12 protein-coding genes are annotated in these 16,606 nt (G+C 64.1%); 4 read left to right on the forward strand and 8 right to left on the reverse strand.

Annotated elements, in window-relative coordinates:
• Positions 1 to 3: 3 nt before the first annotated feature.
• Positions 4 to 3,903 carry a phosphoribosylformylglycinamidine synthase gene (purL, locus tag CRP40_RS15970; protein ID WP_027913811.1) on the reverse strand — a complete coding sequence of 1,300 codons (3,900 nt, stop codon included), beginning with the start codon at positions 3,901 to 3,903 and terminating at the stop codon, positions 4 to 6.
• A gap of 354 nt (positions 3,904 to 4,257) precedes the next feature.
• Between purL and mltF the strand changes: the two genes are divergently transcribed.
• Entirely contained in the window at positions 4,258 to 5,715 is a 1,458-nt protein-coding gene (mltF, locus tag CRP40_RS15975; RefSeq protein WP_027913810.1) for a membrane-bound lytic murein transglycosylase MltF, read from the forward strand.
• 9 nt (positions 5,716 to 5,724) lie between these two features.
• Here mltF and tadA read toward each other — a convergent pair whose 3' ends face one another.
• From tadA to CRP40_RS16005, 6 genes are all read right to left on the reverse strand, one after another.
• Complete coding sequence (gene tadA / locus CRP40_RS15980) at positions 5,725 to 6,204, reverse strand: tRNA adenosine(34) deaminase TadA (protein WP_023533384.1); 480 nt, start codon at positions 6,202 to 6,204, stop codon at positions 5,725 to 5,727.
• Positions 6,204 to 7,586: a multicopper oxidase family protein gene (locus tag CRP40_RS15985; RefSeq protein ID WP_027913809.1), complete on the reverse strand. Its 1,383-nt coding sequence runs from the start codon at positions 7,584 to 7,586 to the stop codon at positions 6,204 to 6,206. Before CRP40_RS15985 ends, tadA begins: the two co-directional genes overlap by 1 nt.
• Before the next feature lie 102 nt (positions 7,587 to 7,688).
• On the reverse strand, positions 7,689 to 9,173 hold the full coding sequence (locus tag CRP40_RS15990) for a M48 family metallopeptidase (protein ID WP_033694924.1): 1,485 nt from the start codon (positions 9,171 to 9,173) through the stop codon (positions 7,689 to 7,691).
• Positions 9,170 to 9,847 carry a hypothetical protein gene (locus tag CRP40_RS15995; protein ID WP_027913807.1) on the reverse strand — a complete coding sequence of 226 codons (678 nt, stop codon included), beginning with the start codon at positions 9,845 to 9,847 and terminating at the stop codon, positions 9,170 to 9,172. The genes CRP40_RS15990 and CRP40_RS15995 overlap by 4 nt, the downstream gene beginning before the upstream one ends.
• Positions 9,840 to 10,499, reverse strand: coding sequence for a hypothetical protein (locus tag CRP40_RS16000; RefSeq protein ID WP_027913806.1), 660 nt, complete (start codon positions 10,497 to 10,499; stop codon positions 9,840 to 9,842). The genes CRP40_RS15995 and CRP40_RS16000 overlap by 8 nt, the downstream gene beginning before the upstream one ends.
• A gap of 16 nt (positions 10,500 to 10,515) precedes the next feature.
• Complete coding sequence (locus tag CRP40_RS16005; protein WP_027913805.1) at positions 10,516 to 10,950, reverse strand: hypothetical protein; 435 nt, start codon at positions 10,948 to 10,950, stop codon at positions 10,516 to 10,518.
• Positions 10,951 to 11,126: 176 nt separating this feature from the next.
• Here CRP40_RS16005 and CRP40_RS16010 point away from each other — a divergent pair, with 176 nt between their 5' ends.
• Both CRP40_RS16010 and CRP40_RS16015 read left to right on the forward strand, forming a co-directional pair.
• Positions 11,127 to 12,074, forward strand: a complete 948-nt coding sequence (locus tag CRP40_RS16010) for an AraC family transcriptional regulator (protein ID WP_027913804.1) — start codon at positions 11,127 to 11,129, stop codon at positions 12,072 to 12,074.
• A gap of 188 nt (positions 12,075 to 12,262) precedes the next feature.
• Complete coding sequence (locus tag CRP40_RS16015; protein ID WP_033694923.1) at positions 12,263 to 14,209, forward strand: EAL domain-containing protein; 1,947 nt, start codon at positions 12,263 to 12,265, stop codon at positions 14,207 to 14,209.
• 56 nt (positions 14,210 to 14,265) lie between these two features.
• Here CRP40_RS16015 and CRP40_RS16020 read toward each other — a convergent pair whose 3' ends face one another.
• Entirely contained in the window at positions 14,266 to 15,201 is a 936-nt protein-coding gene (locus CRP40_RS16020) for a LysR family transcriptional regulator (RefSeq protein ID WP_027913802.1), read from the reverse strand.
• Between the two features lie 138 nt (positions 15,202 to 15,339).
• Between CRP40_RS16020 and CRP40_RS16025 the strand changes: the two genes are divergently transcribed.
• Positions 15,340 to 16,569: an FAD-dependent oxidoreductase gene (locus CRP40_RS16025; protein ID WP_027913801.1), complete on the forward strand. Its 1,230-nt coding sequence runs from the start codon at positions 15,340 to 15,342 to the stop codon at positions 16,567 to 16,569.
• Positions 16,570 to 16,606 lie beyond the last annotated feature (37 nt).

The raw sequence follows: 16,606 nt of genomic DNA on the forward strand, positions 1-16,606 counted from the left end.
GCCTTAGTTCACCCACACCCGCGCATTGCGGAACATACGCATCAGCGCCGCATCTTCCTGCCACTCATCCGGGCGCCACGAGTTCTGCACGGCACGGAACACACGCTCCGGGTGCGGCATCATGATGGTCACGCGGCCGTCGCGGCTGGTGAGCCCCGTGATACCGCGTGGCGAGCCGTTGGGGTTGGCCGGGTAGGCCTCGGTGACCTTGCCGTGGTTGTCCACGTAACGCAGCGCCACGCAACCGGACACATCGGCCTCCAGCAAGGCCTCTTCACTGGCGAACTCGGCATGGCCCTCGCCGTGGGCGATGGCGATCGGCATGCGCGAGCCGGCCATGCCCTGCAGGAAGATCGAGTTGGACTTCTGTACCTCGACCATGGCCACCCGCGCCTCGAACTGCTCGGAGCGGTTACGCACGAAGTGCGGCCAGTACTCGGTGCCCGGAATCAGCTCGTGCAGGTTGGACATCATCTGGCAACCGTTGCACACCCCCAGGGCGAAGCTGTCGTTACGCTCGAAGAACGCCTGGAAGGCATCACGCGCACGGCTGTTGAACAGGGCCGACTTGGCCCAGCCCTCGCCTGCACCCAACACGTCGCCGTAGGAGAAGCCGCCACAGGCGACCAGGCCCTTGAAGGCCTCGAAGTCCACGCGACCAGCAAGGATGTCGCTCATGTGCACGTCGATGGCCGCGAAACCGGCACGGTCGAAGGCAGCCGCCATTTCGACCTGGCCGTTGACGCCCTGCTCACGCAGGATGGCCACTTGCGGGCGCACGCCTTTCTTGATGTAGGGCGCGGCGATGTCGTCGTTGACATCAAAGCCCAACTTGACCGACAGCCCTGGGTTGTCTTCTTCGAGCAGCAGGTCGAATTCCTGATCGGCGCAATCGGCGTTGTCGCGCAGACGCTGGATCTGGTAGCTGGTCTCAGCCCACTGGCGCTGAAGCATGCGGCGATCATCATCGAACAGCACTTCGCCGTTCAGACTGATGGAGACTTCGGCGTTGTTGACCGGCTTGCCGATCACCGCCACGCACTGCTCACCCAAGCCAGCGGCGCTGAACTGGACCAGTACGTCCGGGGTAGCGTCCTGACGCACCTGAATGACCGCGCCCAGCTCTTCGTTGAACAGGATGGCCGGGATGTCGGCCTTGCTGTCGGTCAGCGGATCGAGGTGCAAGTCCAGACCGCAGTGACCCGCGAAGGCCATTTCCAGCACGGTGGCGAAGAGGCCGCCGTCGGAGCGGTCATGGTAGGCCAGCAGGTGGCCGTCGGCATTCAGGCCTTGGATGACGGCGAAGAACGCCTTGAGGTCTTCGGCATCGTCCACATCCGGCGCCTGGGCACCGAGCTTGCCGTAGGTCTGCGCCAGGATCGACGCGCCCATGCGGTTCTTGCCACGGCCCAGGTCGATCAGGATCAGGTCCGTCTCGCCCTTGTCCATGCGCAATTGCGGGGTCAGGGTGCCGCGGATGTCGGTAACCGGCGCAAAGCCGCTGACGATCAGCGACATCGGCGAGGTCACGCTCTTGTCCACGCCGTCCTCGCTCCACTTGGTTTTCATCGACATGGAGTCTTTGCCGACCGGAATCGTCAGGCCCAGCTCTGGGCACAGCTCCATGCCCACAGCCTTGACGGTGTCGTACAAGCGGGCGTCTTCGCCCGGGTGGCCGGCTGCCGACATCCAGTTGGCCGACAGCTTGATGTCGGACAGTTTGTCGATGCGCGCGCCGGCCATGTTGGTCAGGACCTCGCCGATGGCCATGCGCCCGGAAGCCGGGGCATCGAGCAGGGCCAGCGGGGTACGCTCGCCCATGGCCATGGCTTCACCGGTGTACACGTCGAAGCTGGTGGCGGTGACGGCACAGTCAGCCACCGGCACCTGCCAGGGGCCGACCATCTGGTCGCGCGCCACAAGGCCGGTGATGGTGCGGTCGCCAATGGTGATCAGGAAGCTCTTGCTGGCAACGGCCGGGTGGTTCAGCACGCGCTGCGCAGCGCTGTCCAGGTCCAGGGTGCTCGGATCGAAGTCGTCGCCCAACTCGGCTTCGCGGCTGACCGAGCGGTGCATGCGCGGCGGTTTGCCGAGCAGCACGTCCAGCGGCATGTCGACCGGCGTGTTGCCAAAGTGGCTGTCGGTCACAGTCAGGTGCGGCTCGGCAGTCGCCTCGCCGACGACTGCGAACGGGCAGCGCTCGCGCTCGCAGATGGCCTGGAAGCGCTCGAAGTCCTCGGCGCTGACTGCCAGTACATAGCGTTCCTGGGATTCGTTGCTCCAGATTTCGTGCGGGGCCATGCCCGGCTCGTCATTGGGCACGTTGCGCAGCTCGAAGCGGCCACCGCGACCGCCGTCGTTCACCAGTTCAGGGAACGCATTGGAGATACCGCCCGCCCCCACGTCGTGGATGAAGGCGATGGGGTTGTGTTCACCCAACTGCCAGCAACGGTCGATGACCTCCTGGCAACGGCGCTCCATCTCGGGGTTTTCGCGCTGCACCGAGGCGAAGTCGAGGTCGGCCGAGCTGGCGCCGGTGGCCACCGACGAAGCGGCGCCGCCACCCAGGCCGATCAGCATGGCCGGACCGCCCAACACGATCAGCTTGGCACCGACGGTGATCTCGCCCTTCTGCACGTGATCTTCGCGGATGTTGCCCATGCCGCCGGCCAGCATGATCGGCTTGTGGTAACCGCGCACTTCTTCGCCGTGCGGGGTGTTGATGGACTGCTCGAAGGTACGGAAGTAGCCGGTCAGGGCCGGACGCCCGAACTCGTTGTTGAAGGCAGCGCCGCCCAGCGGGCCTTCGACCATGATGTCGAGGGCGTCGACGATGCGGCCAGGCTTGCCGTAGTCCTGCTCCCAGGGCTGCTCGAAGCCTGGGATGCGCAGGTTGGACACGGTGAAGCCGGTGAGGCCGGCCTTGGGCTTGGCGCCACGGCCGGTGGCACCTTCGTCACGGATTTCGCCGCCAGAACCGGTCGATGCCCCGGAGAAGGGAGCGATGGCGGTCGGGTGGTTGTGGGTTTCCACCTTCATCAGAATGTGTACCGGCTCCTGCACCGCACCATACTGGCGGGTTTCAGGGTTCGGGTAGAAACGACCAGCAACGTTGCCGACGATGACCGAAGCGTTGTCCTTGTACGCCGACAGCACACCTTCGCTGTGCATCTGGTAGGTGTTCTTGATCATGCCGAACAGGCTCTTGTCCTGCGCCTGGCCGTCGATGTCCCAACTGGCGTTGAAGATCTTGTGGCGACAGTGCTCGGAGTTGGCCTGGGCGAACATCATCAGTTCGATGTCGTTGGGGTTGCGCTTGAGGCCCTGGAACGCGGTGACCAGGTAGTCCACCTCGTCCTCGGCCAATGCCAGGCCGAGGTCGATGTTGGCCTGGGCCAGAGCGTCGCGGCCACCGGCGAGGATGTCCACTGACGTCATGGGCCTTGGCTGGGCGTGGCTGAACATGTCGGCGGCCTGCTCAAGCTGGCCCAGCACGCGCTGGGTCATGCGGTCGTGCAACTGCGCCGACACCTGCTCGGCCTCGGCGTCGCTGAGGTCACCGGCAACGTAGTACGCAATGCCGCGCTCCAGGCGCTGGATCGACTGCAGGCCGCAGTTGTGGGCGATGTCGCTGGCCTTGCTGGCCCAGGGCGAAATGGTGCCCAGGCGCGGTACGACCAGGAACAGGCGACCGGCGGGCTCCTGCACCGGTACGCTCGGGCCGTACTTGAGCAGACGGCCCAGCACCTGCTGCTGGTCGGCGGTCAGCTCGCCGTCGGTATCGGCGAAGTGGGCAAATTCGGCATACAAACCAGTAACAGCGGGGACTTTCTGGCTCAGTTGCTCGAGTAACTTACCGTGGCGAAAGGCAGAAAGGGCAGGAGCGCCGCGCAGGATCAACATCGTCGGGACAGCCTCAGAAGGGGTGTGCTTGGAGGCCGTGCATTCTAGCCTAATTCGTTGGCTTGCGGCACCCGCTGTAGCGCATGGCTGCCGGGCGGCGGAACCGGACCGGCGGGTCAAAATTTGCGGGGGTTCTACCACTTGTCAGGGGCCGTGTTGGCAGCTCATCGGCAGCGCCTGCCCGGGCTGGCAAAAGGGGGGGCGATCGCTCTGATGCAGGGCCTGCACCCTGTACCAGACCATGAACGCAGCGCTGGACGGTGCGCACGAGTGACAAACCCCAGTAAGCGCTATCAGACAAGCTCGCCGTTGTCGAGATATGGCACGGCCAGTCCTTTGCGTATACTGCAACCTATGTTCACCCACACTGCTTTGCGCCAGCGTTGCGCCAGATGGCTTTTCGCAACCGGACTCTTTCTGCTGCTTGGTGGCTGCGTTGAAAAACCCAGTACCCTCGAGCGCGTGAAGGAGGACGGTGTGCTGCGCGTGATCACCCGCAACAGCCCGGCCACCTATTTCCAGGATCGCAACGGTGAGACCGGCTTCGAGTACGAACTGGTCAAGCATTTTGCCGATGACCTGGGCGTGAAGCTGGAAATCGAGACCGCCGACAACCTCGACGAACTGTTCGACGACCTTGGCAAGCCGTCCGGCCCGGTGCTGGCAGCCGCCGGCCTTGTCAGCAGCGAACAGCGCCAGGTCCAGGCGAAGTTTTCTCACCCCTACCTTGAGGTGACGCCTCAGGTCATCTACCGCAATGGCCGCTCGCGCCCGACCAGCGCCCAAGGCTTGGTCGGCAAGAAAATCATGGTGCTCAAGGGCAGCAGCCATGCCGATCAGCTGGCCGAGCTGAAAAAACAGTACCCGGGCCTGCAATACGAAGAGTCCGATGCCGTGGAGGTGGTCGACCTGCTGCGCATGGTCGACGAAGGGCAGATCGACCTTACCCTGGTCGACTCCAACGAACTGGCCATGAACCAGGTGTACTTCCCTAATGTGCGCGTGGCCTTCGACCTGGGCGAGTCTCGTGACCAGCGCTGGGCCGTCGCCGCAGGCGAGGACAACAGCCTGTTGAACGAGGTGAACGAATTCCTCGACAAGTCCCAGAAGAATGGCACCCTGCAGCGCCTGAAGGACCGCTATTACGGGCATGTCGACGTACTGGGCTATGTGGGCGCCTACACCTTCGCCCAGCACCTGCAGCAACGTTTGCCCAAGTACGAAAAGCATTTCAAGAGCTATGCCAAGGTCGAGCAGGTGGACTGGCGCCTGTTGGCCGCCATCGGCTACCAGGAATCCATGTGGCAGCCGGAGGTCACCTCCAAGACCGGCGTGCGTGGCTTGATGATGCTGACCCAGCGCACCGCCCAGGCCATGGGGGTTTCCAACCGCCTGGACCCCAAGCAGAGCATCAAGGGTGGCGCCAAGTACTTCATGAAGATCAAGGCCGAGCTGGACGACAGCATCCAGGAGCCCGACCGCACCTGGTTCGCGCTGGCCGCCTACAACGTCGGCAGCGGCCACCTGGAAGATGCGCGCACCCTGGCCAAGCGCGAAAAGCTCAACCCCAACAAGTGGCTGGATGTGAAGAAGATGCTACCGCGCCTGGCGCAGAAGCAATGGTACCGCCAGACCAAGTACGGCTATGCGCGGGGCGGCGAACCGGTGCACTTCGTCGCCAACATCCGCCGCTACTACGACATTCTCACCTGGGTTACCCAGCCTCAGCTCGAAGGCCAGGTGGCCGAGGGCGACCTGCATGTACCGGGTGTGAACAAGGCTAAACCGGCAGAGCAATCAGCACCGTTGTAGCCGGTCCCGTCACGGCTTGGCCCGGCGAGCCTTGAAGAAGTCACTGAGCACTTGCCCGCACGCTTCGGCCATCACGCCCCCCTCCACCAGCACACGGTGGTTCAGGAAGCCTTGCCCGAAGAACTGGCCCTGGCTTTGCACGATCCCCGCCTTGGGCTCCAGTGCGCCGAAGACCACGCGCATCACCCGCGAATGCACGATCAAGCCGGCGCACATGCTGCACGGCTCCAAGGTCACGTACAGCGTGCTACCCGGCAGGCGGTAGTTGCCGACCGCCCGCGCGGCGGCGCGGATCGCCACCATCTCGGCATGGGCGCTGGGGTCGCTGTCGGTGATCGGGCGGTTGAAGCCCTGGCCGATGACCTGGCCGTCCTGCACCAGCACAGCGCCCACCGGCACCTCGCCCAGCTGGGCGCCCTCGGCGGCCAACGCCAACGCCATGCGCATGTAGGTCTGGTCATGGCTGCGGTCGATGATCTGCGGTCGCATCAGACCACCGCGATCGCGGCCATCAGGCCGGTTTCCATGTGGTCGATGACGTGGCAGTGGAACATCCAGGTGCCCGGGTTATCGGCGACCAGCGCAACCTGGGCGCGCTCGTTCTTGCCCAGCAGGTAGGTGTCGGTGAACCACGGCTCCTTGATGTCATGCCGGTTGGAACCAATCACCTTGAAGCTCATGCCGTGCAAGTGGATGGGGTGCTGGTACTGGGTCATGTTCTTCAATTCGAAAATGTAGCTCTTGCCCTTGGTCAGCGTCGCGATCGGGCGATCGGCGCAGGTCTTGTCGGTGATGTCCCAGGCCTGACCGTTGATCTGCCACAGGCTCGGCGGCTTGCCCTGGTCGGTGCCGACCGACACCTTGCCTGCCCACTCGAAGTTGAAGTTGAGCTTTTCGGCGTTTTCCAGGTCCGGCTCGGCGATGGGGTTGGGCGGCAGCGCCGCTGGCCAGTCGCTGGGCGCATCCGGGTTGGCCACCGCGCGCAGGGTGCCCAGGCGCACGAAGCCATCGCGAAGGGAGATCTCTTCGCCGGCCTCGGGAATGCGGATCGCCAGGCAAATGCGCATGCCAGGCCCCAGCCAGTAGTCATCCTCCAATGGCCGGGGGGTGACGGGGTTGCCATCGAGCGCGTAGATCCGCGCTTCGCAGTTGCCCTTGAGGTTGATGCGGTACGTCCAGGTGTTGTCCAGATTCAGCAGGCGCACGCGCGCCACCTGCCCTGCCGGCAGCTCGGTCACGGCATCGGCTTGGCCGTTGATGGTGATCAGCCGCCCTGCCGTCCCATTGCGCGCCGCCTCGCGCGGGACGCTGAACGGCATCCAGCCCCCCTGCTCGTCCACATGCCAGGTCTTGAGGTTGAGCGTGCGCTCATGCTTGAAACCGGTAGGTTCGCGCTCCTCGACGATCAGCGGGCCCACCAGGCCCCGGCCCAGCTCTTCGGAGCTGCTGACATGGGGGTGGTACCAGTAGCTGCCGGCATCGGGCACCCGGAACTTGTAGTCGAAATACTCCCCTGGCTTGACTGGCAATTGCGACACATACGGCACGCCATCCATTTCCAGCGGCAAGCGGATGCCATGCCAGTGGATGGTGGTCTCGATCGGCAGGTGGTTGATGAAGCGCACGCGCAGCCAGGTACCCTGCCGCACGCGCAGCTCGGTCCCAGGGGCACTGGGCCCGAACGCCCAGGCTTGAGTCGTGTGTCCAGGGACCAGTTCGACGTCAAGGGGCGCTGCGATCAGCTCGTAGTCATGGCCGGCATTGTCATCTTCGACCTTGCCCAGCCAGTACCGCGCGGCGCCCCCCGCGCCCAGGCCAACCACAACCAGGCCGGTCAGGCCCTTGAGCATTTGTCGACGGGTGAAGGACATCGCAGCGGGTACCTCGTGTTCGGCACAAACAGTTCACCAGCAGGCGCTGATGAGGAAGGGCGAATACGATACACCTGCGAATGGGAAAGATTAAGTGAAGGATCAATCCGATGTGTCCTGGGCGCGCTCAATCGGCTTGAGCGCGCGCCCCGTGCACAGTCGGCCGAACCAGTGGCGCTCCTCGACGCCCGGTGCCCGGGTAGCGGCGAACAGCAGCGCCGGGTCGGGCGCAACACCCAACGCCTGCAGGCGGGAAGCGGCTGCAGGGTGAGTGTCGAAGGGGTGCGCCATGGCGGCACCCAGCACCTCGTCGCCCACCTGCAGCGGGTGATGCTCAAGGTAGCCAGGCAGGGCTCGATCGATACCTTGTCCACCGCACGTCGCCAGCACCGTATCGACCGCAGGCTGCAGCGCAATGATGCGCAGCAAGGTCTGCGCAAACAGCCGTTGTCCGCCGACTGCAGCGCCTGCCTGGTCCGCCAGCAGCTCTTGCGACCGCCCCCAGTGCAGCACCGCACGCTGAAAATGATGCAGGAACTGCCAGGCCATCCACAGCGTCGGGCGTTGCGTCCAGGGCGCGGGCTCGTCATGGCCGACCAGCGCCGAGAAATGAGCACGCATCATGCTGAACTGTGCGTTGGTCTGGCTGGCGCGTTCGGTGTCCTGATGCCGGAAATGGCCCAGCTCGTGTCCAATGACCGCACCCGCTTCTGCCTGGCTGAGCATACCCAGGTAAGGCAGCGGCAAGTACAGCGTGCGCCCCGCCAGCGGCAAGCCTGCAGGCTGAAGCAGAATCGGCACGCTGGTGACGAAAAAGCCCTGATCGAGGCCAACCACGATGTTGTCGGGGACCGGTGCCTGAAGCTGCGCCGCCAGGCCCTCGACCCAGCGCCATACCCCCGGTGCACTGTCCCGATCAAGCGCTCTGCCCAGAAAGGACGTGCCTTGATCGAGCACGAGCGGCCAGCGTCGATGCAACCGCCTGGCCAGTTGCAGGCAGACCAGCACGCACGAAGCCAGCGGCAACACGATGAACAGCACCGTCAACCCACCCTCGGCCACCCGGCTGGTCGCAACGCTCAGCTCGTACAGCAAGGCAAGGCTCAATGCGGCAGCCAGCAAGCCCAGATGCAGTACCAGCCACTTGCCCAGGGCACGCCAACGCTGGGTCATGTGCTGCTGCAGGAACTCAGATGAGCGCAGCGCCCGCCAGGCGTCCAGTCTGAGCCTGAGCCACGCCCCGGCCGCAGTGAGCAGGGCCAGAACCGCCAGCAGGCCGCTCGTGACTGCCAGGACCTTGCGCAGAGACTGCCCGCCAAGGCCCGCCTCATAGCGGTCCACTTCACGCTGAAACCGCTCACGTCGGTCTGCCTGGGGCAGGTATGGGTTACGCTCGGCCTTGGGCAGGGCCTGCAAGAGCGTGTCGCTTGGCGTATCCAGCCACTGGCGCATCACCTGAGCCTGCGCCTGTGCCACCTCGAGGCGCCAGAGTTGCACCTGGCTCCACCCCAGTACCAGCAGCGGCAACAGCAGCAGGGCCAAGCCCCAGCCCAGGCGCCTGAGCAGCCGTATGGCCCCGTTGCTCATGGCCCAGCCCGCCGCAGGGCATCACCCTGGCGAGCCACGGCCGGGAACAACTGTGCCAAGGTACGCCTGGCCTGTGCTGCCTGCAGGTAGGGGTAAAGCACGTCCACCAGTTCTGCCAGCGTGAGCCTGCGCCCGGTCAGGGTGAAGTTACAGGCCCACACCTTGAGCCGCAGGCCACCGGCAATCAGCTGGGCATCAGGGGCTGCCAGCGCTTTGAAACTCGAGGCCTTGAGCACAGGTGCAGCACCGAACGCGGCAAGGCTGAACACCAGGTGCGTACTCAGCCGCCGTTGTTCGACATCGAAGCCCTCGAACGCTTCCCATGGTACTGGGGCCAAGGCGTTGGCGAAGCCGACCGTGTCACGGGTCACCGCCAGTGCGCACTGCCCATGGCGCTGATACAGCGCCCAGGCGCAAACCAGGGCCACCAGCCCGATGCCGGCCAGCCCTGCACCGAATGCCCATAGCAACACCACCACCGCGGTGGAGGTCTGCGGGCCGAAGACCATCGGCAAGCTCGCGAGCCAGCCACCGAGCCCAAGTGCCACCAGCCCGATGATTGCACACGCAAGTGCCTTGCCCAGCGAGTGCTCGCGCAGCTCGAACGACTCATCGGGCCCGACGGCATGGACCTGCAGGTAGGCCAGGTCGTCATTGGCGCCGGAGTTATCCATTGGCCTGCAGCAGCTCGAGCTGACGCTGAGCGTGGGCGGCATCGCAGTAGGCCGTCAGCACGGCCAGCACTTCTTCGTTGGACAGCTTGCGTCCGTTCTGCGCCAGCCCAGCCGACATGATACGGATCTGGGGGCGCGGCTTTTTCAGGACCATGGCCTGGTTACCGAAGAACTGCAGCCTCGCCACTCGGTGGGTAGGCAGTGCAGCATCGCTGCTCATCTCCAGCGTCTGCATCATCACCAGCCCTTCATCCTTGACCGAGATGTCCTGCACTTGGGCCAGGTCCACTGGCGCGTCCAACGTGTCGACGAACAGTTGACGGCGTGTCAGGCGCATGAACACCTGGGTACCGGCGTTGCGGTGCTGCCAGGTCACAACAGCGGCGATGAGCACGATGAAGGCGGTGGCCACGATCGGCCCGGTGCGCTGCATGCTGATGCCGATTCCGAACAGAATCAGGGCACCGACCAGCCATACAGGCCCCCACACGCGGTAACGGCGAGAGTTGGTGAATTCGCTCTGCTCCGGCACGCGCTCGATCACTTGCCGAAGCTCGGCGACCACGCGCTCGCGCTGGGCCGTGCGCGACTGGTCGTACTCATTGCCCAGCGAGCCGGACAGGTCGGCCAATGGATCGGTATGTTCGCTCATGATCGATGCCCCTCGATTATTTCTTGGCGGCCAGGTAATCGGTCAGGAACGCCTCGGCGTTGCCCTGATGCGACAAACCTTCCGAGTAACCGACCTGGCGCGGCTGCGCCTCGCCGGGCAGGTACAGCTCGCCCCCCCACATGCCCTGGATGATCAGCACGACGAATTTCTTGCCGTCGACGTCGGTCCAGTAGCGGGTATCCTTGGCGGTTTTCTCGACGTGCATTTTCTGGATGCGCATATCCCAGTCGTGATCGACGCCTTCCACCTGCACCAGCGCCTCGTTGGCCGCGCGATCGCCAATACGCAGCGTCCACACCTTGGCCCCTTCGGTGCCCAGGTAGGCGACGACGTTCTTGGCCACGTCCGGGCGGTCCTCGGCCTGGGCTTGACCGATACACAGGGTGAGCGCGGCAACCAGCAAGGCAGCCCATTTCCGATAAGCGAACATGATTTTGTTTCCTGATCTGCAACAAAACGCGTATTGAAGGACTCAATAGCCAGGCTGCCAACCCAGTTGCCCGTTCATCACAACAAACAGCCGGTTGGTCACAACGACTATTGTCGAAAATGTGCGCGCGTTACCATTTCCGGTCGACGCTGCCCCCACCGAGAAACCGAGCCTGCATGCAATCGCTAACCCCCTACCTGGATACCGCCTTCTGTTTCGACAGCCCTGGCTCCCTGGCCCAGGCAGGCGTGCTGGATACGCGTGCCGCTCATGTGATGGGCAGTGCCACGGGGCACTATCGGGCACAGACCGTGCGCCAAGGCTTGCAGTACTTCGACTGCCACCTGCACTTTCCGGAGCCCCTGCGCATCGACAAGGTGCTGCCAGAGAGCCTGTGCATCGTGCAAGTGTTCGACGGCGCCTGGCAGCACAAGGTCGACGGCAGGCTGAACCAGTACGACACCGGTCGGCTGCACGTGCTTGGCCTGAGCGAGAGCCTCGAAGCCCAGGACCAGTTGCCGGTCGACAGCCATGCGCGCATGGCCGGCGTGCGCATTGCCGGTGACGCATTGCGCGAACTGGCTCAGGACGATCCCCAGTTCCACCCACTGCTGGCCCTGCTGGCCGATGGCATGCAGTTCGACCAGTTGCCCCAGTCCCCCTCGCTGAGCCGCCTGTTCCAGCAGCTTTATCGCTCGCCCTACAGCGGGAGCTTGCGCCGCCTGCACTACGAAAGCCTGAGCCTGGGGATCGTGCTGGAGCTGGCCAGCCATCTGTCGAGCCAGGCCCCGACACCTGAGCTGCAGCAAGACCGTGGCCGCCGCGACCTGGCACTGGAAACGCGTCGGCTGCTGGACACCAGCCCCACTGCCCCGCCGTCCGTCGCCGCCCTGGCCAAACAGCTGAAAGTGAGCGAGACCACCCTGCGCCGGGCCTTCAGCCAGCAGTTTGGCTGTTCGATCCTGCAGTACATTCGCCAACAGCGCCTGGAGCTTGCACGCCTCCTGGTACTGGAACGCAAATGGCAAATCTCGCAGATCGCCTATCACATCGGCTATGCCAACCCGGCGAACTTCTGCCATGCCTACAAGGCCTATTTCGGCCACACCCCCGGCACGGAATAACCGGCGCTACTCACCGCGGCGTTGGCAGGCGGGAACGAAATCAAAGTGCCACCAGTCTGAACGATTGCAGCAACCAGAGGATCGGCCGATACGGTCCGTGAGAGCAGCGTCCCGCCCTGCTCGTTTCAAGCTGAAAAAGGGCAATCCGTTCGGTTTGTCACCTGGTTGTACTTTCAGAGCGTCGCCTGATGAAAAAAACACTACTCGGCCTGCGAGCTTTGATGTCCGTACCCAAGGACAACCCCGACCTGGTCAAGGCGCAATACATCGCGCTGTCGCGCCAGCTGCCCATGATGTACTTCATCCTGCTGATCAACACGCTGATGCTGGCGGGCACCCACTTCACGGTGGCGCCGCGCTGGCTGGTGGTGTACTGCCCGATGATCATGACGGTGTTCGGCCTGGTCCGAGGGATAGAGTGGGTACGTACCCGCAGGCGCGTGCGCAGCCCGGCCCAGATGGTCACGGCACTCAAACGCACCAACACGCTCGCACCCTTCGTTGCCGTGGCCTTCACGGCCTGGTCGCTGGCGCTGTTTCCCTATGGCGACAGCTACACCCGGGCGCATGTCGCCTTCTACATGGCCATCACCGTGATCGGCTGCATTTTCTGCATGATGCACCTGTTGCCAGCGGCCTTGGCCACTACCGCTGTGGTCAACACAGCGTTCGTGGTGTTTTTCGCCTCCACCTCCATCATCACGTTCATTGCCACCGCGCTCGATGTGCTGCTGGTATCGATCGCCATGCTGGTCATCCTCAAGGCGCAATACACCGACTTCACCCGGCTGGTGAACATGCAGGCGCAAACGGCCAGGCTCAGCGAGGAAAACCTGCAGCTGGCCAACGTGGACAGCCTGACCGGGCTTGCCAATCGCCGGCAGTTCTTCTCCCGGCTCGACACGCTGTTGACCCAAGCTGGTGACCAGGGCGCCCGCCTGGCCGTCGGGCTGATTGACCTGGATGGTTTCAAGCCAGTCAACGACCTGTATGGCCACAGTGTGGGCGACCGGCTGCTGTATCAGGTCGGTCAGCGCCTCAACGAGTTGCTCGACGACAGCGTGCACCTGAGCCGGCTGGGGGGCGACGAGTTCGGCCTGATCACTACCCAGGCCCTGGATGACGAGCAGCTACGCGCCTTTGGCGAGAAGGTCTGCACGCGCATGCGCGAGCCATTCGTACTGGTGGACATCCCCATTCAGATCAGTGCGTCGCTGGGCATCGCCACCTTTCCGGATCAGGCATCGTCAGCCACGCAAGTGTACGAATATGCCGACTACGCGCTGTACCAGAGCAAGCGTCATCGCCCTGGCACGGCGTGCCTGTTCAGCACTGCCCATCGTCAGCAACTCAATCGACAAGGGCTGACCGAGCAGGCCCTGCGCAGGGCGGACCTTGATCGCGAGTTTCACATGGTGTTCCAACCCATCGTGGATATCCGCAGCGAGCGAACCGTTGCGTTCGAGGCACTGGCGCGCTGGGAAAGCCCGGAACTGGGTAATGTGCCACCCAGTGATTTCATCCCGATCGCCGAGCGCATCGGCATGGTCAATCGCCTCACGCTGCCCCTGCTGACCAAGGCACTGGACACGGCCGCCAGTTGGCCTGCAGGCATGCGCCTGTCTTTCAACCTGTCTACCCATGACTGTGGCTCGGAAGAGGCCGCCCAGCAGATCGTGGCGTTGATCAGGAGCAGCCGGTTCGACCCTGCGTACCTGGACCTGGAAATCACCGAAACCGCAGCCATCCAGGACCTGCCACAAGCCCAGCGCGCCATCAGCCGCCTGCGTGAATTGGGCTGCGGCATTTCCCTGGACGACTTTGGCACCGGCTACTCCAGCCTCAGCCAGATCCATGCGTTGTCGCTGACCAAGCTGAAGGTGGACCGCACCTTCGTCACCGGCATCCAGCTCAACCCGGCCAGCTTGAAAATCGTCAAGTCGCTGATTGCCCTGTGTCAGGACATGCAACTGGAGTGCATCGTCGAAGGCGTGGAGACTGCGGCAGAACTCAACACCCTGAAGACCCTGGGCTGCACCTGGGCACAAGGCTACCTGTTCTCCAGGCCGATGCGCCCCAACGAGATCGGGGCGTGGCTTGAGGCCGAGCAATGGGTCAAGGTGAAGGCGATCTGACAGGCCGCTTTTTCGGCCGTGACAGCCTGCCGGTGTGAGCGCGCTTTACGCCGTGATCAACCTGCGCCGGCAGAACCGCCTGGCAAGCTGTGCATCGCCTCCAACCGCTCCCGAATGAACGCCAGCAGGGCGCGCACCCGCGCCGTCACTGAATGGCGGTGGCTATACGCCGCCAGCAACTGCAAAGGCGCCGGGCACAGATCCAGTACCACTTCCTGCAACCGGCCAGCCGCCAGATCGTCCTGGCAGGGATAAGCCGCCACAATCGCAAACCCTATCCCCTGCCGCGCGCCCGCCACGGCCAGCTCACCGCTGTTGACGCGGTAACGGCTGCGCACCGGTACCTTGACGATTTCGCCCTTGGCACCTTGAAACTGCCAGGGTTGCCCGCCGAGCGCGCTGAGCGTGGTGATGCAAGGCAGCGACTTCAGCGCTCGAACGTGCTGCGGGATACCTGTACGGGCCAGCAGAGACGGGGCAGCGACCACGATGCTCGGCAAGCAGGCCAGCTCGCAGGTGATGAACTCGCTGTCTTCCTGGCGGCCACGGTGAAAGAGGATGCACAGGTCCACGTCCTCACGCAGCACTTGCAGCCCAGTCACCCGGGTATCGCACTCAAGCTCGATGCCAGGGTGCAGGCTGCAAAATTCGGCCAGGATGGGCGCCAGCAGCCTGGGAGCCTCACCCGGCATACACAGCTTCAATGGACCTCGCAGCTCGCGCTGTACAGCACCGAGTGCTTCCTGGGTGCTGCGCAAAGCGTCGAGCAAGGGCTTGGCTCGTGCGTATAACAGCCGCCCCGCTTCGGTCATGCGCAGATGACGGGTGCTGCGCTCGAGCAGGCGCGTGCCGAGCTGTCGCTCCAGCGAAGCCACATGGCGACTGACATTCGAAGACGGCATGGCCAGCACACGCGAGGCGCCGACGAAACTCTGCTCATCCACCACCGCTGTATAAACACGGACCGCATTCAGATCGAGCTCATTGCGCACTGACTATCCCACCTGAGGTATGAAAACGTCCCATTTTTGCACGCTAGTGATCTGAAACGGGGAAATCTACGATTGCCCTTTGCCCCCAGCGCTCAATGACCTGGCGCGGGGCAGTGAATGAACAAGGAGGGCTGGAACGTGGACATAGCGATAGTGGGTGCAGGCATTGCAGGGCTGAGCGCGGCGCTGGCGTTGCGCAAGCAGGGCTTCAACCCACGGGTCTTTGAGCGCCGCAGTGTACCGGCAGCCGGAGGGGCCGGCGTGACGCTCTGGCCCAACGCCAGCTTTGTGCTGGAGCAGCTCGGCGTGTTGCACGCTATCCAGGCCGTCGGCGGCAGGCCCCTTGCCATGCGCCGGTACGATGCAGCCGGCAATGCGTTGGGAGGCCTGGATATCGAACTGCTGGACCGAACCATGGGCTACCCCACCGTAACGGTGCTGCGCCGGGATTTGCAGGACGTGTTGCTCGCACATGCAAGGCGGGCGGGGATCGCAGTCGAATTCGGCTGCCAGGCAGTTGCCATCGACCTGGATGCCCAGGGCCAGGCCGTGGCCCGCTTCGGCAACGGCACACGCATCCGCCCAGACGTGCTGATCGGTGCGGACGGGCGCATGGCATCGGTGACACGCAAGTTCGTCGCGGGCAACAACACCCCGCGCTATCAAGGGTTCGTGAACTGGATCGGCGTGGCCCAAGGGTCGCGCGCACTGGTGGACGATGTGTCGATCCAGGATTACTGGGGAACGGGGCAGCGCTTCGGTGCGGTGGCGGTTCGACCTGACCTGGTGTATTGGGCCGCCGCGCAAGCATGCTCGTCCAACGAAGGGGCTGGCCAAGCCGATGACCGGGCGCAGGTCGAGCATAAATTCACCCAATGGCCCGAGCCCGTTTCACGCATCATCCGGGCAACCCCCATCCAGGCCGTCCGGCGAATTGCGGTCCACGACTTGGAACCGCTGCACACGTGGAGCCGCGCGAACGTGCTGTTGATCGGCGACGCTGCGCATGCGCCATTGCCCACCTCCGGCCAAGGCGCCTGCCAGGCCCTGGAAGACGCCTGGCACCTGGCTCGCTGCCTGGCCGTTGCCGGCAACGAGCCCACCGAGGCGTTTGAGGTATTTACAACGATCCGCGCCCCCAAAACCGCACGGCTTTCGGAACAGGGCCGGGGCTTTGCCCGCGCCTTGTTCGCAACGGATGCCCAGACGTGTCGGTTGCGCGATGAGAGGGTCAGGGCGTGCGACCCAGCGCGGGACGTGCAGGTGTTGGCCGCGGGATGGGCGCAGGGTTTACCGATGGCGGGAGGGGTGCTTGATACGCCGTTGCCTGAAGACGGCCGGGACAGCGTTTATCGTTTGAGAGGATGACGATGCTTCATGGGTATCAGAAGGTGTGCTCGGCTTT

It is taken from the genome of Pseudomonas sp. URMO17WK12:I9 (assembly GCF_900230165.1).
In the GTDB taxonomy this organism is placed as follows: domain Bacteria; phylum Pseudomonadota; class Gammaproteobacteria; order Pseudomonadales; family Pseudomonadaceae; genus Aquipseudomonas; species Aquipseudomonas fulva.